The sequence below is a fragment of the Brevundimonas guildfordensis genome, from assembly GCF_014836405.1.
GTDB lineage: Bacteria > Pseudomonadota > Alphaproteobacteria > Caulobacterales > Caulobacteraceae > Brevundimonas > Brevundimonas guildfordensis.
The window spans coordinates 957,239-977,498 of record NZ_JACSQU010000001.1 but is presented as its reverse complement, the minus strand read 5'-3'; the positions used below and the strand labels follow the sequence as shown (position 1 = coordinate 977,498).

The window sequence follows — 20,260 nt, the reverse complement described above, 5'->3', positions numbered from 1 at the left end:
GCCTTGACCCGATCGACGCGCCTGCATGGGGCGGCTGCACAGACTGACATCTCCTGATCCACGGAGACTGAACATGAGCATCGACGCCAGCGCGCGGCTGGGCCTGCCCTATCTGGCGGCCGGACAACTGCAGAAGCACGTCACTCTGAACGAGGCGCTGACCTTTCTGGACGCCCTGACCCAGACGGCGGTGGTCAGCCGCACCACGGCGACCCAGCCGGCCGAGGCGTCGGACGGCGACCTCTACATTCTGCCGGAAGGCGCGACGGGCGATGACTGGTCGGGCCGGGCGGCGGGGGCGCTGATGCGTCATGAGATGGGCGGCTGGACCGTGGCGCCCACGCTGGATGGACATCTGGCCGTGGTGCTGGACAGTGAAGAGATCGTCGTGCGCCGCAATGGCGACTGGACGCCGCTTCAGACCGCGACGCCGGACGAACTGCAGCAGATCACCCGCCTGGGCGTGAACGCCACGGCGGACGCGACGAACGTAGTGACGGTGCGGGCGAACAAGGCCCTGTGGACCGCGCTGGAAAGCGAGAGCGGCGGCGACGGCGACCTGCGCTTCACCTTCAACAAGCAGACATCGGCGGACGTGCTGTCCCTGCTGTTCCAGAGCGGCTGGGGCGGCCGGGCTGAACTGGGCCTGATCGGCGACGACGACCTGCGGCTGAAGGTCAGCGCGGACGGCGGGACCTGGCGCGAGGTGCTGATGACCGACCGGCACACCGGCCGCGCCTGGTTCGCCCGCGGCGCGACGCGGCGTGAGACCACCACCCTGACGGCGGGCGGCGCCTGGTCCCCGCCGGAGTGGGCGCGCTGGGTCGAAGCGGTCTGCGTCGGCGGCGGCGGAGGAGGCGGGGCCGGGCTGGCCGGTCCGGCCGGGACCAGCCGCCACGGCGGCGGCGGCGGCGGCGCGGGCGGGGTGATGAGCGCCCTTTGGCCTGTCGAGGCGCTAGGCGCCGGATTGAGCATCGTCGTCGGGGCTGGCGGGGGCGGTGGTTCCGGCTCGGCCGCTGCGGGCGCGCCGGGGGCCGATAGCCGCATCACGCTGGGCGGCGTGACGCTGTTGACCGGCGAGGGCGGGCGCGGCGGGGCGGGCGGCGCGTCCGCGGCCGGGCTTGGCGGCGCCGGCGGCGGCGGCCTGATGGCATCCAATGGGGGCGGAGCCTCTTCGGTCACGGCGATGGGCATGGCTGGCCAGTCCGGCGCGCGGCCTGATGGACCGGGCGGCGGCGGCGGAGGAGGGGGCGTCGGCGCGGCCAATATCGTCCAGTCGGGCGGCGCCGGGGGCGATGGCGGCCTGTTGTCGGTCAAGGCGACCGGCGGGGCGGGCGGCGCTGGCGTCGGAAACGCCGGACAGAACGCGCCTCTGAACGATCTGCACTGGGCGGGCGGCGGCGGCGCGGGGGGCGGCGCTCAGGCGTCCGGAGCCGGGCGTGCAGGGGGCGACGGGGGCCTTTACGGCGGCGGCGGCGGCGGGGGCGGCGCGGGCGTGACGGCGGCGGGCGCAGGCGGCGCGGGCGCGCCCGGCGTGGTCCGGCTGACGGCGATCGGGTGACGTCATGACCCAGCGCCTGCATCGCATCATTCAAACTGTGGAGCCGTGGGACGAGGCCGCGCCTCCTTTGCCTGAACTGCCGGACGAGGAGACCTGGTCCGCGCCTGACCGGCTCAGCGCCGACGACTGTTTCGACCATCTGGGCGCCGACTGGCGGGTCTCCGCCGCGCCCTTTGATCCGGAGGACGACCAATGATGACGCCCAAGGAACCGACGCATGATCTCGCTGAGGGCCGCTGGCTGTGGCGGCGGATCTATGTCTATGCGGCCAGCCTGGCCCTGTGGCTGTTGCTGCGGCTGGCGGTGAGCCGGGCTGAGGCCTCGGACCTGCCGCGCATCGCTGAGGGGCTGATGGGACTGATCGCCCTGATGCTGTTGCTCTATCTGGTGGCGCCAAGCGCCCAGCAGATCGTCAATATGATGCGCCTGCGCGCGGGCGGGCGGCCATGAGCTTCCGGCTTTCGCAACGCTCGCGCGCCGCGCTGCAGGGGGTGCATCCCGACCTGGTGGCCGTGGTCGAGGCCGCAATCGAGCTGACGCCGGTGGATTTCATGGTCACCGAGGGCCTGCGCACGGCGGCGCGTCAGGCGGAACTGGTGCGGGCAGGGGCCAGCCGGACGCTGAACTCGCGCCACCTGACCGGGCACGCCATCGATGTGGCCGCCTGGGTCGACGGGCAGGTCCGCTGGGACTGGCCGCTTTATCCGCGTATCGCCGAGGCCTTCAAGGCGGCGGCGAAAGGGCGGGGTGTGCGGTTGATTTGGGGAGGCGACTGGCCGCGTCTGCGCGACGGCCCGCATTTCGAACTGGACCGGGGGGCCTATCCATGAGCGGCGGCCTTCTTCGCACCCTGACGCCGCTGGGCTGGCTGGCGGCGTTCGGCGTCGTCGTAGTTCTGATCCTGATCGTCGGGCGAGGACTCGGGGTGCGGTGGGATCCGCTGCACCTGCAGGCGCGCCGTCTTGAAGCCGTTCAGCGCCGCGCGGATCAGGCCGAGGCCCTGGCGGCCGCCCGCGCTCTGGAGGCCGCCGCGCGCGGTCGCCAGGTCGAGGTTCTGGACGCCTTTCACCATCATGCCGAGGCCGTGGCGCGGGCGACCGCGACGGCCGAAACCCGAGCAAGGACCGCCGATGACGCCGATACGCCTCTGGACCCCGCTCGCGCTCAGCGTCTGCGCGATCATGACCGCGAGCTGTGCCGCCTTGCCCCAGCCGTCGCCGGTTGCGCCGCCGCGTCTGATCCTTTCTGACGCCGTGACGCGGCCCTGTGATCTGGCGGTGCTGCCCGAGGCGGCCACGACGGCGGATCTGGAGGCGGCCTATGTGCGGCGCGGCGGGCAGATCCTGACGTGCGATGCGGCGCGGCGACTGGCGGTTGAGACGCTTCAGGCCGAACGCGCCCTGATCGACGCATGGGTGCATTCCCGTCCGTGAGTTTGTCTTTTCGATAGGACAGCAGGCGGCTTTTTTTGCCGATAAGCCCGGCACTTATTGCCGCCTACGCTCGCTGACGGCAGGAAGTGCCGGGCGTTCTGATATGGTTTCCAGAATCTAACACTGAAAAATCAATGCGCTGGCTTTTGGAACCAGCGACGCTCTGTTGGCCCGCCACTTGCGACCTGACCTTCCGAGCAGAAAGCTCCCGGCAGCCAAAATGGCGTCGGACATCGTCTGAAGACAAAGGACAGCCAAAATGGCTAACAGCATCAACACGAACGTTGGCGCCCTCGTTGCGCTGCAAAACCTGAACGCGACCAACCGTGACCTCAACGTCACGCAAAACCGCGTGAACACGGGCTTCAAGGTCGCCACCGCCAAAGACAACGGCGCGATCTTCGCCATCGCCACCAACCAACGCGCTGACATCGCCTCGCTGGACGCAGTCAAGAACTCTGTCTCGCGCGGTCAGTCGCTGGTGGATGTCGCCCTGGCGGCCGGCGACACCGTCGTCGAAGCCTTCAAGGAATTGAAGAGCATCGCCGTCGCCCTGGAGACCGTCGAGACCGACAGCGCCGCCGAGACGGCCTATCAGGCTGACTATGACGCGCTGGTTGCAGAAATCGACTCGGCCATTGAAGGCGCGAAGTTCGACGGCATCAACCTGTTCGACGGCACGGTTACGACCGTGCGCACCGGCCTGGATTCGACCGCGACCTATGACGTGGGCTTCGAGGACGCTGTCACCTCGGGCGTCACGGCTGGCGACTACGACGACGCTGACGCCATCCAGACGGCGATTGAGGGCTTCACCGCCAATCTGGCGACGCTGGGCACCCAGTCCAAGTCGTTGGGCCGTCAGAACGTCTTCGTCGGCAAGCTGCAAGACGCCCTGGAAGTCGGCGTCGACAACCTGGTGGCGGCCGACCTGGCCAAGGAAAGCGCTCGCCTGACGGCTCTGCAGACCAAGCAGCAGCTGGGCGTGCAGGCGCTGTCGATCGCGAACCAGTCCAGCTCGATCCTGCTGGGCCTGTTCCGCTAATCCGACGCGATTAGGAAGGGGGCGGGCCGTAAGGTTCGCCCCTTTCTCGTGTCGTTCGATACGGGAGGCGCGGCGCGTCCGCGCGAAAGGATATGGCTGACAATGTCGCGGGAGTGTCCAGCGTAACCTACCTCGATCGCGAGCCGCAGGGCGGCGCCATCGAGGCGCAGCAACCTGTGCAGGACGTGCAGAAAGATAGCGACGACGCAGGTCGTTACCGATTGACGATCGAACGCGAGTCGACCGGCTACGTCTACAAGACCCTGGATCGCGTCACCGGGGAGGTGGTTCGCCAGTTCCCTCGTGAAGAGGTCCTGAAGCTGCGTCAGAGCCCGGCCTATGACGTGGGCAAGATCATCAAGACCGAGATCTGAGCGGCGGTCTGGGCGCCGGAAGGCGGCGGCGTTAACAGGCGTTGCGGCGCCGTTAACCATACGCTCAGGAATCAGCGTCATTACTGCTCGTCAGAATCGGATCTGAGGCGAGAATGGCCATGACCAACAGCGTAATCACCAATGCGTCGGCGCTTATCGCGCTTCAGAACCTGAACGCCACCAACTCCAAGTTGGCGGCGACCCAGAGCCGAGTGAACACCGGGCTGAAGGTCCAGGGCGCCAAGGACAACGCCGCCACCTGGGCCATCGCTCAGAACCAGCGCGCCGACATGAATGCGCTGGAATCGGTCAAGACCAGCCTGAACCGCGCCACATCGGTCGCCGATGTGGCCTTGGCGGCCGGTCAGCAGATTTCCGACATCCTGGTGGAGCTTCGCCAGAAGGCCACGGCGGCGGCTGACCCGTCAGCGTCGGACGCGACGCGCAAGGCCTACAACGATGAATTTCAGTCGCTGCTGAAGTCCTTGCAGTCGTTTGCGGACAACGCCTCATTCGATGGCGAGAATATCCTGAACGGCAAGGTGAACGGTTCGCGCCCCGACCCCTCAGCCACGCCGCCGACGACACTGACGCCGCTTAATTTCCTGGCTAATGCGGATGCATCTGAAACCATCACCATGAATCGGCAGGATATGTCTCTGTCGGGACTGGGACTGGCGACTTGGGGCGAAATCTCGGCGGCCATTCCCGAGGATCCGGGTCCGCCGGTTGTTCCCGCGGTTCCTGCTGTCATGGGGCATATAATGACGCTGTCGCTTGAAACAGACCCTGCTATCGCTCTCGCAGCGGTTGAGGCGGCGCTGAACGACGCTAACTCCAAGCTCGCTGAGCTGGGCGCTCAGTCCAAGCAGATCGAAAAGCACACGCTGTTCGTCACCAAGCTGATGGATTCGTTGGAAGTCGGCGTCGGCAATCTGGTGGACGCAGACATGGCGCGTGAAAGCGCGCGCCTGCAGGCGTTGCAGGTTCAACAGCAACTCGGCGCTCAGGCGCTGTCGATCGCCAACCAGGCGCCGCAGATCATCCTGTCGCTGTTCAAGGGCTAAGGACGCTAGCCCATTCGCCGGGTCGGCCCGTATCCCAGGATGACGGGCGGTCGCCGTCGCGGCGGGGCAGGGCGCGGCATCAGGCCGTAAAGGCTCATCAGCCGCATCAGAAGCCAGCGTACGCGCGACATGAAACATCTCCACATCAGGCTGCAGACGAACTGGAACTGCGACTGGCGCGGGGCGGTTGCGCGCGGCGGTTAAACAAATCGTTACCGCATCTGCGGCAGGCTGGTCTGCGGAGGCTTTCGTGGCGGTGATCAACAACAGCTATTTGCTGGGTCTTTACGGTCTCGCTGGCGGAGCGGGCGCGTTCCCGTCCGCGCAGGCCGCGCCCAAGCCGAAGACACAGCCGACCGCCCCCTGGTCCTTGACCGGCAAGGAAAAGCCGAACCAGTCGGACCTTCTGCGCGCCGCTCTGAGCGGTCGAAAGCTCGTCAATGAGGACAATGCGGTCCTTGACTTTAAAGGCGTCTCTTCGAGCGACTACCGCAAGATTTTCGCCCTGTACCAGGGCCTCTCCATGCTTGAGGCGCTGACGACGCGCGCGGGCGAACGCGGGGTTACCCGCATGGAATCTGAGCAGTTGTCGCGGCGATTCGCCTCGGGCATCGCCGAGGTGAAGGATTTTCTCTCCGCAGCCCAGTTCGAGGGCGTGCGCGTGGTTCAGGGCGTGTCCGCCTCGCAGAGCCAGTCGACAGCCGCCGTGCCGCGCGACAATCCGAAATACCTGACCGGTCCGATTCACGACGGCGTCCTGACTGACGAGGTCGCCGTCTTCCAGGGCGATGTGCGCTTCGGCATCACGGTGAAGACCATGACTGGAAGCCAGACGGTCGATATCGACCTGGCCGACATGGGATCGACGCCGCGCACGATGGATGCGGTGGTGCAGCACATCAACGGCAAGCTGGAGGAGGCGGGCGTGCAGACCCGCATCCACCGTCAGACGATCGAAGCCGAGCCACGAACGATCAAGGCTGGCGACAAGACCATCACCCTTCCGGCAGGTCCGGCGCGCTGGGGGCTGACGGTGGCCGGCGTCTCGCTGGAAACGATCAGCTTCACCCCGGCCGAGGCGCGAGATTCGATCCAGGTCGTGCAGGGTGCAGGAAGCAAGGGCGCCCATGAGGTGCTGAAGTTCGACCCGGACGGCAATCCGGTTGCGGGCTCTGGCGGCGGGTTCTGGGTTGAGGGTCGCAGCGGCGTCTCGTCCCTGCCGGACGGCGTCGAGACGGTGCGGGCCAGCGCGGCCGGGCCGGACGGTTCGATGTGGATCGTGGCCGATGTCAGCGCCGGCGCCTCCACCCAGCCGATCAAGGGACAGGGCGACGTCGTTCTGATGAAGCTGGATTCGGCGGGCAATGTGGTCGTCAGCCGCGCTTTGGGCGCGGCGTCCAAGGCCAGCGGTTACGCCATCGCCGTGGATGCGGACGGGCGTGTGGCCGTGGCCGGATCGGTGATCGGCGCCCTTGTCCCTGGCGAGGCGGGCGCCTCCGCCACGACGGCCGACAGCTTCGTCACCGTCTTCGACGCCCAGGGGCGCGAACAGTGGACCCAGAGGCGCGGCGCCAAGGCCGAGGATGAAGCCACTGCCGTTTCCTTCGGCGCCGACGGTCGGGTCTATGTGGCGGGACGAGCCAAGTCCGCCATGCCGGGGACCTTGGCCGTGGGCGGCTGGGACGGCTACGTCCAGGCTTTCAGCGAAAGCCAGGTCCACAGTCTGGCGCCGGTCAAGGCGACCGCGACCGGGACGACCCAGTTCGGGACGGTCGGCGACGACAACGTCCAGGCGATGACCGTCGATGGCGACAATCTGTACACGGCAGGCGTCGAGAACGGCGCCTTCGTGGTGCGCCATTTCCGCGTCGGCGCGACAGGCGAGCCCGAGCTTTTGAGCGTGCGTAATCTGGGCGCTGCTTCTGGAGGCGAGATCGCCGGTCTGGCGGTGGCGGACGGCCGGCTGGTCGTATCGGGCGCCACGCGCAGCGGCGCCCTGGATGCGGGCCAGGTCGCCAATGCTCATGCGGGAGGTCAGGACGCCTTCGTCGCTGTCCTGTCCACGGATCTGGCCGCCTCGGGCGCAGATCGGGTGACCTATTACGGCGGGGCGGGCGACGACACCGCCGCCGACGTTAAGGTGCACGACGGCAAGGTGTGGCTGACGGGGCTGTCGGACCGCGCCATTGGCGCCAAGCCGGAAGACGCCTCTCGCGGCTATCTGGCGCGGCTGGACGTGCAGACCGGGCAGGTGGAATGGAGCCAGACCTGGACGGCGGCGGACGGTCAGGCCAGGCCTCTGGCCCTGACCGTGTCGTCAGGCGGGGCCAGCGTGCTGGATCGGCTGGGCCTGCCGCAAGGCGAGATCAGCCAGAGCCAGTCCAAAACCCTGGTGGACGCCACAGCCGTCCGCGCAGGCGACCGGTTCTATGTGCAGAACCCCGCCACGGGCCGGAAAACGGCGGTGACGATCGACGCCAAGGACACGCTGCAGTCGCTTGCGCGCAAGATCGAAATGGCGTCGGGTCGCCATCTGAAGGTCACGATCAAGAACGACCGCGACTACCTGACCGGCATGGATGGCGATGAGCGGGTGACCAGCGGCGGGGTCCAGCGCCTGTCCATCACCAGCGCCGATGGGCGGGCCGGCGCTGTGCTGACGCCCGGCGAGGCGGGACGCGATGCTTTGGCGGGCCTGGGCCTGACGCCCGGCTTCATCGGCAAGACGGAGGACAAGACCAAGACCTTCGGCATCGACCTGTCGCCGCTGCTGAACCTGGCCGACCCGGACGCCATCGCCAAGTCCACGGATCAGGTGCAACTGGCGATCAAAGCGATGCGCGACGCCTATCGCGCCCTGGCCCCGGAAAGCTCCAAGCCCAAGGTGACGGGTCAGGCCCCAGCCTACCTGCAGGCGCAACTGGCCAACTACCAGGCCGCCCTGGCGAGACTCACAGGCTAAGCCGGGGTTGAGGGCGCTTTCGGTTGACGGCTGTGGGGCGCTCGGGGTTAGTGGGGCCTTCTTTGGCGCGTTGAGAGCTGCATGGCCCTTTCGAAAGACAATCGTACGGTTCTGATCGTCGGCGCGGGTCTGGCCGTCGTCGGCGCCGTGGCCGCCGCCCTGGTCTTCAGCGGCGGGAAGGATGCGCCGTCAGAGCCGCCGCCTGCGTCCAAGGGCGGCTTGACGATCGACGTGGCCGAGGCCCCGACGCTGGAGCCGACGCGCGAACTGCGCTGCTTCGTGGACGGCCAATTTGTGGGCCTGGCGACCCTGGCCGATTGCGCCCAGCGCAACGGCGTGGCCACCAGCGCCCTCGACGTCGGGCTGGACGCCTCGGGCTCGCTGGTCGCTGCGCCGACCGCCTCTTTCGCGCCGCCGCCGGAACTGCCTTCGACGCCGGCGATCGAGCTCGCTCCGGCTGGCCAGCCGGGCGCCGCCGACGATACGCGCGCTGCGCCCTCGAACACGGGCACGGCCTGCCTGCGTCACACGGGATCGGAATGGCGTCAGGTGTCGGGCAATATGAGCCTGGCCGCCTGCGTGCAGGCCCTCTACTCGGGAACCTGCGTCGCGCCGGGCGAGGCGCGTTATGGCCGATGGGGCGATACGACCCTGCGGCTCGTCCCGCGCCGCGTGGAGCAGTCGACCGACAACAACCGCTTCCGCACCCTGGCCCAACAGGACCGCCAATGTCAGTTCCCGGAGCTGTGACCGTGAGCCGCGCTTCAATCAGCCTGCTGGCGGCCATCGCCGCGGCGGCTGGCCTGGCTGCCTGCGCCAACACGGCCGAAGCGCCGGGCGGGGCGGGCGTCTGCTATCACATGGGCCAGGACGCCGAGGGCGCGGCGCGCTTCAACGTCGTCGCGCGCGACCAGCCGCAGATCGAGTTCTGTGCGGCGCGCCTGGAAGAAATGCGTCTGCATTTCCTGCGCATCGGCGGCAACAAGACCGAGATGATCGGCGCCTATCAGGGGCAGTTCATCTTTATCGATCGTGCGGGGGTCAAGTTCGGCAAATCCCTGAACGGGCCCCGGTTCTTCGCCCTGGCGCGCACAGGGGACGGCCGCCTGGCCATTCCGGGCGCGATCCAGCGAGAGATCGACGGACGCCCGGTCGCGGTCGCCCCAAACTGATTCAGCGCTCGAAATCGAGCGTGAACAAAACTGGAACATCTCGTCGAAATCCGCTAGGACTCGACGCAAGAAGATAAAAGGACATTCGTCATGGCGGGCAGCGTCAACAAGGTCATCCTCATCGGCAATCTGGGTCGCGATCCGGAAATCCGTTCGCTGAACAACGGCGACCGCGTCGCCAACCTGCGCATCGCCACCTCTGAGACCTGGCGCGACAAGTCGACGGGCGAGCGCAAGGAAAAGACCGAGTGGCACTCGGTGGTCATCTTCAACGACAACATCGTCAAGGTGGCCGAGAACTATCTGAAGAAGGGCTCGACCGTTTACATCGAAGGCTCGCTGCAGACCCGCAAATGGACCGATCAGCAGGGCGTCGAGAAGTATTCGACCGAGATCGTCATCCAGCGCTTCAACGGCCAGCTGACCATGCTGGGCGGCCGTGGCGACAGCCAGGGCGGCGGTGATCGCGGCGGCTACGGCGGCGGCCGCGACGACGACTACTCCTCGGGCTTCTCGACCGGCGGCGCCAACAAGCCCTCGGGTCCGAAGGAAAGCTACGACCTGAACGACGACATTCCGTTCTAAAGGCTCGCTGGATCGAAAAATGGCCGCGCCTCCGCCTGGGGGCGCGGCCTTTTTCGTTGAGTAGGGAGGGGGAGGGGTAACCTCCGCTCATGCTTCGTGAGAGGCAAAACGTCGCGCCTTGTGGCAAGCATGAGGGCGTGTCCAGCTCCTCCTCTTCCTCCCCGCACGCGCTGACGCCGCTCGAAATCGCGGCCATCGTGGCCGTTCTGGTCATCTGGGGGGTGAACAACGCCGCCGCCAAGCTGGCCACCGAGGTGCTGCCGCCCCTGATGACAGGGGCCTTACGCTTCGCCATCGCCGCCGCGTGCATGGTCTGGTTCGTGCGGCCGCCGTTCCCGAACTGGAAGAGCCTGCTGATCATCGCCGTGGTGGGCGGCCCGATCCATTATGGCTTGATCTATCTTGCGTTCTGGCTCGCCAACGACGTCAGCCCAGTGACCGTGGCGACCCAGCTGTGGATCCCCCTCACGTCCCTGTTCGCCTTCCTGATGCTGGGTGAGCGGATTTCGAGGATGGCCTCCATTGGCCTGGTCATCGCCTTTGCGGGCGTGGCCTGGATGACGTTGGATCCGCATGCGCTGAACGACTGGAAGGCCATTCTGGTCGGGGCGCTGGGGGCCTCGGCCTGGGCGCTGACGACGGTGATCGCGCGTCGGACGACCTCGATTCCGCCGCTGAAGATGCAGGGGCTGCTGGCTCTTATGGCCTTTCCGGTTCTGACCCTGGGGTCTGCGCTGTTCGAAAACGGGCAGTGGGAAGCCGCCAAGGCCGCGACGCCGCTGGTGTGGGGCACGTTGATCTGGGCTGGGGTGATTTCGTCCGTGTTCGCCACCAGCCTGATGTTCTGGCTGGTCCAGCGGCGCGAGGCCGGGCGGGTGACGCCCTATCTGCTGGGCTCGCCCTTGGTGTCGATCATGATCGGCGGCCTGTTCATGGGCGACGTGCTGACGCCGCAGATCCTGACAGGCGTCGCCATTTCCTTGCTGGGCGTAGTGACGGTGGCCCTGGGGGAGCGCGGCCTGCGCGCCGGCGCCCCCGCCAAGGTTTAGGTCTGCTTACTGCGCCTTGATGACGGCGCAGGCCACGCGGTCGCCCGCGCCGCCGATCGGCTGGCTGGAGTGGTCGTCGGCGTTGGCGTGGATCACCAGGGCCGAGCCGTCGTCGTCCAGCAGCCACTGGCCCGGACCGGCGTCCGCCAGACGGGCGCGGGTGGTGAAGACTTCGGCGTTCACGGCGCCCGATGTGTCGGCGAAGACGTTGGGCAGATCGCCGTCGTCAGGCCCGTCGGCGTTCAGCAGGCCGTGCGGCTGTTTCGGGTCGCCGTGATTGATGTGGGCGCCGGCCGAGGTGAAGGTCGCCTCGCATTGGCCCGTGGCGTGGATATGGATGCCGTGCCAGCCCGGCGTCAGCCCCGTGGCCTCGACCTTGATCAGCAGGCCAGTGGCGCCTTGCTTCAACGTCGCCCTGCCTGCTTCGGCGCCTTGGCCATTGATGATGGCCACCTGCGCCGTCTGACCCGGCGTAGTGCGGGCGGCGGCCTCGGTGGAAGCTGCAGGAGCGGCATCGGAAGCCGGCGGCGAGGCCGGGCTCTGGCTGCAAGCGGCCCCGGCGATCAGCGTGATGGCGAGAGCGCTGGGAGCGATCAGTTTCGAAGCGGCTAGACGCATGGCTTTCCTGTCCTTTTCGGCATGGGGATTTCAGCGGCGTTTCTTTGCCACCACGGCCCCCGGATGATAGAAACCGGAACAGCGGATCACGTTCCGATTCCGGCCATTTAAAGCCTGATTTCATTGACCGACGACAGCTACCAAAACGCCGCCCCCTCGGCGCCGGGCGATATCTCGACCATCACCATCGAGGATGAGCTGAAGCGCTCCTATCTCGACTACGCCATGAGCGTGATCGTCAGCCGGGCTCTACCGGATGCGCGCGACGGTCTGAAGCCGGTGCACCGCCGCATCCTGTACTCGATGCACGACCTGAACATGACGCCCGAGCGGTCGTATTCGAAGTGCGCCCGTGTGGTCGGCGACGTGCTGGGCCGGTTCCACCCGCACGGCGACGCCTCGGTCTATATGGCCTTGGTCCGCATGGCCCAGGACTTCTCCATGGGGCTGATGCTGGTCGACGGTCAGGGCAACTTCGGCTCGGTCGACGGCGATATGCCGGCCTCCATGCGTTACACCGAGGCCAAGATGGCCCCGGCCGCCGTGGCCTTGCTGACCGACATCGACAAGGACACGGTCGATTTCCAGCCGAACTACGACGAGAAGGAACTGGAGCCCGTCGTCCTGCCGGCGCGGATACCGAACCTGCTGGTCAACGGCGCGGGCGGCATCGCCGTCGGCATGGCGACCAACATCCCGCCGCACAACCTGCGCGAAGTGATCGACGCTTCTGTCGCCCTGCTGGACGATCCTGAAGTCTCGGACGAAGCACTGCTGGATATCGTTCCGGGACCCGACTTCCCCACGGGCGGCGAGATCATGGGCCGCACGGCCCCGCGCAACGCCCTGCGCGACGGGCGCGGCTCGGTCATCGTGCGCGGCAAGGCCTCGGTCGAAGAGATCCGCAAGGATCGCGACGCCATCATCATCACCGAACTGCCCTATCAGGTGAACAAGCAGACCCTGATCGAGCGCATCGCCGAAATGGTGCGCGAGAAGCGTTTGGAAGGCATCGCCGACGTCCGCGACGAGTCGGACCGCGCGGGCATGCGCATCGTGATCGAACTGAAGCGCGACGCCTCGGGCGACGTGATCCTGAACCAGCTGTATCGCTATACGGCGCTGCAATCCTCGTTCGGCGTCAACATGCTGGCGTTGAACCACGGGCGGCCCGAGCAGATGGGTCTGCGCGCCCTGCTGGAGGCCTTCCTCGAATTCCGCGAAGAGGTGGTAGTCCGCCGCGTCAAGTTCGAGCTGGCCAAGGCTCGCGACCGCGGCCACGTCCTGGTCGGTCTGGCCGTCGCCGTCGCCAACATCGACGAGGTCATCCACATCATCCGCAGCTCGGCCGACCCGGCCGAGGCGCGCGAGCGTCTGCAGGCCAAGGCCTGGCCGGTCGGGGACATGATGGCCCTGGTCGAGCTGATCGCCGACCCGCGCACTGTTTTGGTCGAGGGCGACAAGATCCGCCTGACCGACGAACAGGCCCGCGCCATCCTGGCCCTGACGCTGTCGCGTCTGACGGGTCTGGGCCGCGACGACATCTTCGGCGAGGCGCGCACCCTGGCCGACACCATCCAGGGCCACCTGACCATCCTGTCGGATCGCAAGAACGTCCTGGCCATCATCCGCGAAGACCTGCTCCTGGTGAAGGATCAGTTCGGCGTCGACCGGCGCACCCTCATCGGCGAGGGCGACGCCGAGATGGAAGACGAAGACCTGATCCCGCGCGAGGACATGGTCGTGACCGTCACCCACTCGGGTTACGTCAAGCGCGTGGCGCTGAACGCTTATCGGACACAGCATCGCGGCGGCAAGGGCCGTAGCGGCATGTCGATGAAGGACGAGGACGCCATCACCGGCGTGTTCAGCGCCTCGACCCACACGCCGGTGCTGTTCTTCGCCACCAACGGCAAGGCCTACAAGCTGAAGACCTGGCGCCTGCCGCTGGGCAATCCGCAATCGCGCGGCAAGGCCTTCGTCAACCTGCTGCCGATCGAGCCGGGCGACAGCATCATGAACGTGCTGCCGCTGCCCGAGGACGAAGCGACCTGGGGCGACTACGACATCATGTTCGCCACCAAGTCGGGCGACGTGCGCCGCAACAAGCTCAGCGACTTCGCCACAGTGAACCGCGCGGGCAAGATCGCCATGAAGCTGGAGGACGGCGACGGCATGGTCGGCGTCGGCCTGTGCACGGCTGAAGACGACGTGCTGCTGACGACCGCGCTGGGCCGGGCCATCCGCTTCAAGGCCGACGACGTGCGCGTGTTCAAGGGCCGCGATTCGACCGGCGTGCGCGGCATCCGTCTTCAGGACGGCGACACGGTCATCTCGATGGCTATCCTCGGCCGCGTCGATGCGTCGCCGGAAGAACGCGCCGCCTACGTCAAGCACGCCAACGCCATGCGCAAGGCGCTGGCCGGGGCCGATGCAGAAGACGAGGGCGTCACGGTCGAGGCGGACGACGAGGATGCGGGCGACGCCGCCCTGTCGGTGGAGCGCATCGCTGAGCTGGGCGCGGCCGAGCAGTTCATCCTGACGGTCACGGAAACCGGCTTCGGCAAGCGGTCCTCGGCCTATGAGTATCGCCGCACCGGTCGTGGCGGGCAGGGGTTGACGGCCCACGGCCTGGGCGGTCGCGCGGGCACGCGCCTGGCCGCCGCCTTCCCGGTCGAGGAGTCGGACGATCTGATGCTGGTCACCGACGGCGGCCAGATGATCCGCACCCCGGTCAGCCAGGTCCGCATCGTCGGCCGCTCCAGCCAGGGCGTGACCATCTTCCGCACCGGCAAGGACGAGAAGGTCGTCTCGGTCGAGCGTCTGGCCGATTCTGGCGGCGACGACGAAGATGACGGCGACGCGGGCGATGCCCCGGCGGTTGAGGGCGGCGAGGCCTGATCCTGCATGGCCGTCGCTCCTGAACTCTGGATCGACGGCCGGCCCGCCGGGCTTGAGGATCTCGGCCATCAGGCCCTGTTCAACTACGGCGCCCTGACCTCCTTCGGCGTGGAGGAGGGCGGCGTACGCGGGCTGGACCGGCACATTGAGAGGCTCCACGCCTCGGCGAACGAACTGTTCGGCGAGGCCGTGGCTGAAGACCGCCTGCGAGATCAAATGCGGACGGCTCTGGCCGATCGCACCGAGGCGTGGCTGCGCATCAGTCTGTTCTCGCGGGAGCTATCCCTTCGACAGCCGGACTGGATGGGCGCGCCCCAGGTGATGATCAGCGTATCGCCGCTGCCGTCGCCGCTGCCGCACGGGGTGCGCCTGCAAAGCCAGACCTATGCCCGCGAGGCGCCACATCTGAAGCACGTCGCGACCATGGGCCTTCTGCGGGCGCGGCGTGGGGCGCGGCTGGCGGGATTTGACGACGCTTTGTTCACGGACGGCGAAGGCCGAGTTTCCGAAGGCTCGCTGTGGAATGTCGGTTTCATCCAAGGCGATTCGGTCGTCTGGCCCCAGGCGTCCATGCTGAGCGGCGTGGCGCAGGCCTTGATCCGGGAAGCGCTGGACCGCGCCGGATCGCCGCAGCGCACGGCGGTGGTGCGCCTGGGGGACTTGCCCCGTTTCGACGGCGCTTTCCTGTGCAACAGCGCCACCCCTGCGGCCGAAATCGCGGCCGTCGACGGCCACGTTTTCACTGGCGCGACTGGTGCAGTGCAGCAAATAGGCGCCCTGTGGCGATCACAGCCGTGTCAGAAAATCTAGGCCGTTCATTTCGCACCTGCTAAACGGACCCAAACGATGGGGAGGCTGCGGCCATGCGTATCGGACTTTATCCGGGCACCTTCGATCCGGTCACCAACGGCCACCTGGACATCATCGGGCGGGCGGTGAAGCTGGTCGACCGGCTGGTGATCGGCGTCGCCCAGAACGACGACAAGGGCCCGCTCTTCTCGACCGCCGAGCGGGTCGAGATGTTGAAGTCTGAGGTCGCGCGCTTCAACGCCGACATCGAGGTGCGGCCGTTTTCCAGCCTGCTGATGCACTTCGCCGAGGAACTGGACGCCAGCGTCATCGTGCGCGGCCTGCGCGCGGTCGCCGATTTCGAGTATGAGTTCCAGATGACGGCGATGAATCAGCGCCTCAACAGCGACATAGAGACGGTGTTTCTGATGGCCGATCCGCGGCATCAGGCGATCGCCTCGCGACTGGTGAAGGAAATCGCTCGGCTGGACGGCCGGATCGACAGCTTCGTCAGCCCTGCCGTCGCCGCGAGCGTGTTGGCCAAGGTCCAGAAGGTTTGAGGTCGGGTTTGAAGATCAAGTCTGTGATGGCGCTGGCGGCGACGGCCGCCCTGCTGGCCGGCGGCGTGATGGCTCAGTCGAGCGCTCCGTCGGGTGATTGGCGCACCGTGTCGCCCGAGAACCTGTGGGTCATCGACACCGCCAAGGGCCGAATCCTGGTCGAGTTGGAGCCGCGCGCGGCGCCGAACCACATCGAGCGTATCCGAACCCTGACCAATCAGGGCTTCTACGACGGGCTGAAATTCCACCGCGTCATTCCCGATTTCATGGCGCAGACCGGCGACCCCAAGGGCACCGGCGAGGGCGGCAGCGAACTGCCGGACCTGAAGGGCGAGTTCACCTTCCGCCGCGGGCGCGACAGCGGCTTCGCCCCGGTCGAGAACAGCGGGCCGGGCCTGCGCGGCGTCATGGGCTCTATTCCCATCGTCACCCAACCGGACGCCCAGATGTTCGTCACGGCCGACTTCAAGACCTCGGCGCAGGGGCTGTTCTGCCCCGGCGTGGCGGGCATGGCCCGCGCCGGCTCGCCCGACAGCGCCAATAGCCAGTTCTTCCTGATGACGGGCCAGAACGACAATCTGAACGGCGGCTACACCGTCTTCGGGCGCGTGGTTCAGGGGCTGGACGTCGTGAAATCGCTGAAGAAGGGTGATGAGGCCAGCGACGGCGCTGTCGGCCCCGATGCCGACGCGATGACCCGCGTTCGCCTGGCCTCCGCCATGCCTGACGCCGAGCGGCCGACGATCCGCGTGGCAGTGCCGGGTTCAGCGCCCTTCAACGCCGCCGTCGAGGCGGCTCGCGCCGAAAAGGGCGGGACATTCAACATCTGCGACGTCCAGCCGCCTGTGCAGGGCGGCTGAGGCGCTCGCCACGCTCGGGGAGGGGCGGCGACATGAAGCGGCGGTTTCTTGCGATCGGAGCGGCTTTCACAGCCGCCATTCTGGTGAACTCGGCCGAGGCCCGAGCGGCGGCGGTCCCGGATTCAAAGAGCGAGGCGTCGCCGATCGCCGCCGGCGACTGGCGCGCTGTCGCGCCGGACAATCTGCTGGTCATCGACACCAACAAGGGCCGCATCCTGGTGGAGATGACACCGGAGACGGCGCCGGGCCATGTCGCTCGTATCCGCCTGCTGGCCAAGGCGGGCTTCTATGACGGCATCCCCTGGCATCGGGTCATCGACGGCTTCATGGCCCAGACGGGCGATCCGCTCGGCACGGGCGAGGGGCAGAGCTGGCACCCCGACCTCAAGGCCGAGTTCACCTTCCGCCGCGACGCCCAAACGCCCTTCGCCGCCGTGGCCGCCCCGGCGGGCGCGCTGGTCGGTTTCGTGCAGTCCCTGCCGGTCCAGACCCAGCCTGACGCTGTGATGGCCACGACGGCGGACGGCAAGGTTCACGCCTGGGGACTGTACTGCCCCGGCGTGGCGGGCATGGCGCGCGATGACGCGCCGGACAGCGCCAACAGCCAGTTCTTCCTGATGCGCCAACCCTATCCGGCGTTGGACAAGCGTTACACGGTCTGGGGCCGGGTGGTTTCGGGACTGGACGTGGTGCGGGCCTTGAAGTTCAGCCCCAATCCTGACGGCATCGTCGCGGACCCGGACACGATGACGCGGGTGCGGGTGGCGGGCGACTTGGCGCAGAGCGAGCGGCCTGCCGTGCGCATGCTGAGCACGGACAGCGCCCCGTTCCGAACCCTGGTCGAGGCGACCCGGACGGCCAGAGGGGCAGACTTCTCGGTCTGCGACGTCGATCTGCCCGTCGAGGTCGACTAGCCCCGCCTTATTCTGACGGGGCGGCCTTGGCGCCGCCACCGCGTCGGCGGCGTCGACGGCGGGGCTTTTGCCGCTCCTCGCGCATCTTTTGCAACAGCAGGCCTTCGCGCAGGCCGCGATCGGCGACGCGGACGCGCTCGCACGGCCAGGCGCGCTGGACGGCTTCCAGGATCGCGGCGCCGGCCAGAACCAGGTCGGCGCGGTCCGGACCGATGCAGCTTTCCGCCGCGCGGCCGGCGGGGCCGAGAGCGATGAGGCGGTCGGCCGCCTTCTCGCAGTCCACGCGTGTCATCCAAAGGCCATCGACCAAGTCGCGCTGATAACGCCTCAGCCCGAGGTGAATGCCGGCCAGACTGGTGATGGCGCCCGAGGTGCCGACCATGTGGCCGCGGCCCTCTGCGACGCGGGCGCGGAAGTCGGGGCCGTCGGGACCGCCAGAGGCGATGGCGGCGCCGAAGTCGGCGACCATGGCCTCATACCATTCGCTCGTCCCGCCCTCGGGCTCCGGGTGGCGCTCGGCCAGGCTGACGACGCCCAGCGGCGCCGACATCCATGCGACCGTGTCAAAGCCGCGCGCGCCCTTCATCAGCCAGGACAGCTCCGTCGAGCCCCCGCCCACGTCGATCACCAGCACCGCCTCGGCGCGCGGATCGAACAGGTTCAGACAGCCCGCGACCGACAGGGCGGCTTCTTCGGAAGGGTCGATGATCCGCAGGCGAAGGCCGGTGCCGCGCCGCACGCGCTCGACGAAGGCAGGCCCGTTCTCGGCCATGCGGCAGGCTTGGGTGGCGACGGCGGTCAGGCGCTTGGGATCAACGCCCTTGCGCACCAGACGCTCGGCGCACAGGGCCAGGGCGTCATAGGCCCGATCCATCGCCCGGTCATCCAGGCGGCCGGTGCGCGACAGGCTTTCGCCCAAACGCACGATCCGGCTGAAGGAATCCACCACGCGAAAGCCATCGCGCGACGGGCGCGCGATCAGCAGGCGGCAGTTATTGGTCCCCAGGTCGAGCGCGCCGTACAGAGGGGCGTCTCGATCGATGCTCCCGCCGCTGCGGGAACGCCGAGGCAGGGACCGCGAGTCGCGCCGTTCAGGCGCGCCAGGGGTCTCCGGCATGGGCCGAGCTTTCATGTGGGCGGTCCGAAGCGGCGCCCGTCTCCGACAGGTTAGACCGCGACTCCCTGTCGCGCCAGCCCATCGTCGCCGGCGGTGACGAATGAGGCGGCTCGTCCCAGCGTTGCAATAGTCATGCGTGACGACAACGAACCGCCGCGCTAATCTGCCCCGAAAGGCCATCAGAGCCGTGAGGAGCGTTCCATGTCCGACTTCGAGCACGTTTTCGAGCAGCCGCCGGAAGGCGCCGCCGCCGACTGGACCATTCCCCAGAACTGGTCGGCCTATACCGAGGTCGAGCATCAGACCTGGAACACGCTTTACGAGCGGCAGATGAAGGTCCTGCCGGGTCGCGCCAGCGAGGCCTTCCTGCGCGGGCTGGATGCCCTGGACCTGAACGCGGGCGGCATTCCCGACTTCGACGTCATTAACCCCAAGCTTCAGGCCCTGACCGGCTGGGCCGTGGTGTGCGTGCCGGGACTGGTGCCGGACGAGGTCTTTTTCGACCACCTGGCCAACCGCCGCTTCGTCTCGGGTCAGTTCATCCGCAAGCCGGATCAACTGGATTACCTGCAGGAGCCGGACATCTTCCACGACGTGTTCGGCCATGTGCCGATGCTTACCGACCCCGACTTCGCCGCCTATATGGAGGCCTACGGCAAGGGCGGGCAGCGGGCGGCGTCCCTGGGGATGCTGCCGAATCTGGCGCGTCTGTACTGGTACACCGTCGAGTTCGGCCTGATGCAGGAGGCGGACGGCCTTCGCATCTATGGCGCGGGCATCGTCTCGTCGGCGACCGAGAGCGTCTTCAGCCTGGAAGACCCCTCGCCGAACCGCCTGGGCTTCGACCTGGAGCGGGTGATGAAGACCCTGTACCGCATCGACGACTTCCAGCAGGTCTATTTCGTCATCGACAGCATCGAGGCGCTGAAGACGGTGACGTTGCAGGACTTCGGTCCGGTCTATGAGCGGCTGAAGGGCGCCGAGGCGCTGCCGATCGAGGCCGTTCTGCCGACGGACAAGGTCTTCACGCGCGGCACCCAAGCCTATGCGGCCAAGGGCGGACGCTTCGCGGCCTGACGAAAGCCGACGAAAAAACAGAGTCCAATTCGTCTGAATCGTCTGAATCTCTCCTCTGCGGCGGCGCGGGGGAAAGATCATCGCATGGGCGCGGGCGGCGTTAGGAAAGCGCGGGTCCGCGCGCCCCGACGCCGGGATATTCCTGCGTTTGGAAGGGGAGGATGCGCTGACGTCCT

The 20,260-nt window shown here is 67.5% G+C and carries 22 protein-coding genes; 20 read left to right on the top strand and 2 right to left on the bottom strand.

Going from position 1 to position 20,260, the window contains the following annotated elements; all coding sequences use genetic code 11:
* The first annotated feature begins 73 nt into the window (after positions 1 to 73).
* The 14 genes from H9656_RS14205 to H9656_RS04675 all read left to right on the top strand — a co-directional run bounded on the left by H9656_RS14205 (position 74) and on the right by H9656_RS04675 (position 11,248).
* The gene (locus H9656_RS14205) at positions 74 to 1,561 is read left to right on the top strand and encodes a DUF2793 domain-containing protein (RefSeq protein ID WP_191743080.1); all 1,488 of its coding nucleotides are present in this window, start codon (positions 74 to 76) and stop codon (positions 1,559 to 1,561) included.
* A 4-nt stretch (positions 1,562 to 1,565) separates the two neighbouring features.
* A complete protein-coding gene (locus tag H9656_RS04735; RefSeq protein ID WP_191743079.1) occupies positions 1,566 to 1,757 on the top strand; it encodes a hypothetical protein in 192 nt (63 codons plus the stop codon).
* Positions 1,754 to 2,011 (top strand): hypothetical protein, encoded by a 258-nt coding sequence (locus H9656_RS04730; protein ID WP_191743078.1) that lies wholly within the window; start codon positions 1,754 to 1,756, stop codon positions 2,009 to 2,011. Before H9656_RS04735 ends, H9656_RS04730 begins: the two co-directional genes overlap by 4 nt.
* On the top strand, positions 2,008 to 2,391 hold the full coding sequence (locus tag H9656_RS04725) for a M15 family metallopeptidase (protein WP_024353084.1): 384 nt from the start codon (positions 2,008 to 2,010) through the stop codon (positions 2,389 to 2,391). Before H9656_RS04730 ends, H9656_RS04725 begins: the two co-directional genes overlap by 4 nt.
* Positions 2,388 to 2,810 carry a hypothetical protein gene (locus tag H9656_RS04720; RefSeq protein ID WP_191743077.1) on the top strand — a complete coding sequence of 141 codons (423 nt, stop codon included), beginning with the start codon at positions 2,388 to 2,390 and terminating at the stop codon, positions 2,808 to 2,810. Before H9656_RS04725 ends, H9656_RS04720 begins: the two co-directional genes overlap by 4 nt.
* A gap of 4 nt (positions 2,811 to 2,814) precedes the next feature.
* Positions 2,815 to 2,994, top strand: coding sequence for a hypothetical protein (locus tag H9656_RS04715; protein ID WP_119411759.1), 180 nt, complete (start codon positions 2,815 to 2,817; stop codon positions 2,992 to 2,994).
* Positions 2,995 to 3,253: 259 nt separating this feature from the next.
* Positions 3,254 to 4,039 (top strand): flagellin, encoded by a 786-nt coding sequence (locus tag H9656_RS04710; protein ID WP_191743076.1) that lies wholly within the window; start codon positions 3,254 to 3,256, stop codon positions 4,037 to 4,039.
* Between the two features lie 92 nt (positions 4,040 to 4,131).
* The gene (locus H9656_RS04705) at positions 4,132 to 4,413 is read left to right on the top strand and encodes a flagellar protein FlaG (RefSeq protein ID WP_191743075.1); all 282 of its coding nucleotides are present in this window, start codon (positions 4,132 to 4,134) and stop codon (positions 4,411 to 4,413) included.
* A 119-nt stretch (positions 4,414 to 4,532) separates the two neighbouring features.
* Positions 4,533 to 5,480 carry a flagellin gene (locus tag H9656_RS04700; protein WP_191743074.1) on the top strand — a complete coding sequence of 316 codons (948 nt, stop codon included), beginning with the start codon at positions 4,533 to 4,535 and terminating at the stop codon, positions 5,478 to 5,480.
* 250 nt (positions 5,481 to 5,730) lie between these two features.
* Complete coding sequence (locus H9656_RS04695; protein ID WP_191743073.1) at positions 5,731 to 8,442, top strand: transcriptional regulator; 2,712 nt, start codon at positions 5,731 to 5,733, stop codon at positions 8,440 to 8,442.
* Positions 8,443 to 8,523: 81 nt separating this feature from the next.
* A complete protein-coding gene (locus tag H9656_RS04690) occupies positions 8,524 to 9,192 on the top strand; it encodes a hypothetical protein (protein WP_191743072.1) in 669 nt (222 codons plus the stop codon).
* Between the two features lie 2 nt (positions 9,193 to 9,194).
* Positions 9,195 to 9,614, top strand: coding sequence for a hypothetical protein (locus H9656_RS04685; protein WP_318240593.1), 420 nt, complete (start codon positions 9,195 to 9,197; stop codon positions 9,612 to 9,614).
* A gap of 90 nt (positions 9,615 to 9,704) precedes the next feature.
* Positions 9,705 to 10,199 carry a single-stranded DNA-binding protein gene (gene ssb, locus H9656_RS04680; RefSeq protein ID WP_191743070.1) on the top strand — a complete coding sequence of 165 codons (495 nt, stop codon included), beginning with the start codon at positions 9,705 to 9,707 and terminating at the stop codon, positions 10,197 to 10,199.
* 89 nt (positions 10,200 to 10,288) lie between these two features.
* Complete coding sequence (locus tag H9656_RS04675) at positions 10,289 to 11,248, top strand: DMT family transporter (protein ID WP_191743069.1); 960 nt, start codon at positions 10,289 to 10,291, stop codon at positions 11,246 to 11,248.
* A gap of 6 nt (positions 11,249 to 11,254) precedes the next feature.
* Here H9656_RS04675 and H9656_RS04670 read toward each other — a convergent pair whose 3' ends face one another.
* Positions 11,255 to 11,866 (bottom strand): superoxide dismutase family protein, encoded by a 612-nt coding sequence (locus H9656_RS04670; protein WP_191743068.1) that lies wholly within the window; start codon positions 11,864 to 11,866, stop codon positions 11,255 to 11,257.
* Positions 11,867 to 11,989: 123 nt separating this feature from the next.
* Here H9656_RS04670 and gyrA point away from each other — a divergent pair, with 123 nt between their 5' ends.
* Genes gyrA through H9656_RS04645 form a run of 5 tightly spaced genes read left to right on the top strand, consistent with a single transcriptional unit; the run spans position 11,990 to position 17,890 of the window.
* On the top strand, positions 11,990 to 14,767 hold the full coding sequence (gene gyrA / locus H9656_RS04665) for a DNA gyrase subunit A (RefSeq protein WP_191743067.1): 2,778 nt from the start codon (positions 11,990 to 11,992) through the stop codon (positions 14,765 to 14,767).
* 6 nt (positions 14,768 to 14,773) lie between these two features.
* A complete protein-coding gene (locus H9656_RS04660) occupies positions 14,774 to 15,577 on the top strand; it encodes an aminotransferase class IV (protein WP_191743066.1) in 804 nt (267 codons plus the stop codon).
* Positions 15,578 to 15,630: 53 nt separating this feature from the next.
* Positions 15,631 to 16,116, top strand: coding sequence for a pantetheine-phosphate adenylyltransferase (gene coaD, locus H9656_RS04655; RefSeq protein WP_191743065.1), 486 nt, complete (start codon positions 15,631 to 15,633; stop codon positions 16,114 to 16,116).
* Positions 16,117 to 16,142: 26 nt separating this feature from the next.
* Positions 16,143 to 16,976, top strand: a complete 834-nt coding sequence (locus H9656_RS04650; RefSeq protein WP_191743749.1) for a peptidylprolyl isomerase — start codon at positions 16,143 to 16,145, stop codon at positions 16,974 to 16,976.
* A 32-nt stretch (positions 16,977 to 17,008) separates the two neighbouring features.
* A complete protein-coding gene (locus H9656_RS04645; protein ID WP_191743064.1) occupies positions 17,009 to 17,890 on the top strand; it encodes a peptidylprolyl isomerase in 882 nt (293 codons plus the stop codon).
* A 7-nt stretch (positions 17,891 to 17,897) separates the two neighbouring features.
* On the opposite strand, the gene H9656_RS04640 is transcribed toward H9656_RS04645, so the two are convergent.
* Positions 17,898 to 19,007: a Ppx/GppA phosphatase family protein gene (locus H9656_RS04640; RefSeq protein WP_191743748.1), complete on the bottom strand. Its 1,110-nt coding sequence runs from the start codon at positions 19,005 to 19,007 to the stop codon at positions 17,898 to 17,900.
* Between the two features lie 201 nt (positions 19,008 to 19,208).
* On the opposite strand from H9656_RS04640, the gene phhA reads away from it, so the two are divergent.
* Positions 19,209 to 20,084 carry a phenylalanine 4-monooxygenase gene (gene phhA, locus H9656_RS04635; RefSeq protein WP_191743063.1) on the top strand — a complete coding sequence of 292 codons (876 nt, stop codon included), beginning with the start codon at positions 19,209 to 19,211 and terminating at the stop codon, positions 20,082 to 20,084.
* Positions 20,085 to 20,260 lie beyond the last annotated feature (176 nt).

What these genes read in the sequence shown, in the direction of transcription:
- H9656_RS14205 (WP_191743080.1), top strand. Translation starts at nt 74, where the DNA reads ATGAGCATCGACGCCAGCGCGCGGCTGGGCCTGCCCTATCTGGCGGCC.
- H9656_RS04735 (WP_191743079.1), top strand. Translation starts at nt 1,566, where the DNA reads ATGACCCAGCGCCTGCATCGCATCATTCAAACTGTGGAGCCGTGGGAC.
- H9656_RS04730 (WP_191743078.1), top strand. Translation starts at nt 1,754, where the DNA reads ATGATGACGCCCAAGGAACCGACGCATGATCTCGCTGAGGGCCGCTGG.
- H9656_RS04725 (WP_024353084.1), top strand. Translation starts at nt 2,008, where the DNA reads ATGAGCTTCCGGCTTTCGCAACGCTCGCGCGCCGCGCTGCAGGGGGTG.
- H9656_RS04720 (WP_191743077.1), top strand. Translation starts at nt 2,388, where the DNA reads ATGAGCGGCGGCCTTCTTCGCACCCTGACGCCGCTGGGCTGGCTGGCG.
- H9656_RS04710 (WP_191743076.1), top strand. Translation starts at nt 3,254, where the DNA reads ATGGCTAACAGCATCAACACGAACGTTGGCGCCCTCGTTGCGCTGCAA.
- H9656_RS04705 (WP_191743075.1), top strand. Translation starts at nt 4,132, where the DNA reads ATGGCTGACAATGTCGCGGGAGTGTCCAGCGTAACCTACCTCGATCGC.
- H9656_RS04700 (WP_191743074.1), top strand. Translation starts at nt 4,533, where the DNA reads ATGACCAACAGCGTAATCACCAATGCGTCGGCGCTTATCGCGCTTCAG.
- H9656_RS04690 (WP_191743072.1), top strand. Translation starts at nt 8,524, where the DNA reads ATGGCCCTTTCGAAAGACAATCGTACGGTTCTGATCGTCGGCGCGGGT.
- ssb (WP_191743070.1), top strand. Translation starts at nt 9,705, where the DNA reads ATGGCGGGCAGCGTCAACAAGGTCATCCTCATCGGCAATCTGGGTCGC.
- H9656_RS04675 (WP_191743069.1), top strand. Translation starts at nt 10,289, where the DNA reads ATGCTTCGTGAGAGGCAAAACGTCGCGCCTTGTGGCAAGCATGAGGGC.
- H9656_RS04670 (WP_191743068.1), bottom strand. Translation starts at nt 11,866, where the DNA reads ATGCGTCTAGCCGCTTCGAAACTGATCGCTCCCAGCGCTCTCGCCATC.
- H9656_RS04660 (WP_191743066.1), top strand. Translation starts at nt 14,774, where the DNA reads ATGGCCGTCGCTCCTGAACTCTGGATCGACGGCCGGCCCGCCGGGCTT.
- coaD (WP_191743065.1), top strand. Translation starts at nt 15,631, where the DNA reads ATGCGTATCGGACTTTATCCGGGCACCTTCGATCCGGTCACCAACGGC.
- H9656_RS04650 (WP_191743749.1), top strand. Translation starts at nt 16,143, where the DNA reads ATGGCGCTGGCGGCGACGGCCGCCCTGCTGGCCGGCGGCGTGATGGCT.
- H9656_RS04645 (WP_191743064.1), top strand. Translation starts at nt 17,009, where the DNA reads ATGAAGCGGCGGTTTCTTGCGATCGGAGCGGCTTTCACAGCCGCCATT.
- H9656_RS04640 (WP_191743748.1), bottom strand. Translation starts at nt 19,007, where the DNA reads ATGCCGGAGACCCCTGGCGCGCCTGAACGGCGCGACTCGCGGTCCCTG.
- phhA (WP_191743063.1), top strand. Translation starts at nt 19,209, where the DNA reads ATGTCCGACTTCGAGCACGTTTTCGAGCAGCCGCCGGAAGGCGCCGCC.